Genomic DNA, 534 nt, shown 5'->3' with positions numbered 1-534 from the left:
GATATAGTCGTATTCGATCATGTCCTGTCCAGTTGCAGAGCAGCGGCAATGGCACGCTCGCCTAGCCGATCAAGGCAGGCATGCGCCGTTTCGCCGCTCTCTTTGCTTTGCCGCACGAGCGCTTGCAAGCGCTGAAGTGCGGCATCGATGTCGTTTTCCGCAATATAGGTTGCGGGTTGACCGGAAGCCGCGCCATTTACGACAAGGCTATAGCCTTCCCGCGCACCAACAAAAGCGAGCGGGGCGGCGGCCGGATGGGCACAGCCCTTGGCACAGCCGGAGAGATGGAGGGCGATGGAGCCGTCGAGCAGGTCCGGGGCGTGGGAGAGGATTTTTGCGGCGAGCGTGTGTGTGTCGTAGAAGGCCGAGGCGCAGCCGAGTGCACCGGCGCAGAGGGCGATGGCGCGGCGCGGGTCGTGCGGGCTGGTGACGAAGCCTGACGCTACGGCATGTTGTTGGAGTTGGGATGCTTCACGTTGCGTGAGGCCTGTGAGGAAGAGGCCGTGGTTGGGGGAGAGGCGGATTTCCGCGGCG

At 63.7% G+C, this 534-nt stretch carries 1 pseudogene; it reads right to left on the bottom strand.

Annotated elements, in window-relative coordinates:
* Positions 1-17: 17 nt before the first annotated feature.
* Positions 18-534 (bottom strand): annotated as a pseudogene (locus AC1D0P_RS27970) (hypothetical protein); the annotation flags it as partial.

The organism is Polaromonas sp. P1_G2, from assembly GCF_056405515.1.
Note: the sequence above shows the minus strand (reverse complement) of the source record. Positions and strands in the feature narration are given on the sequence as shown.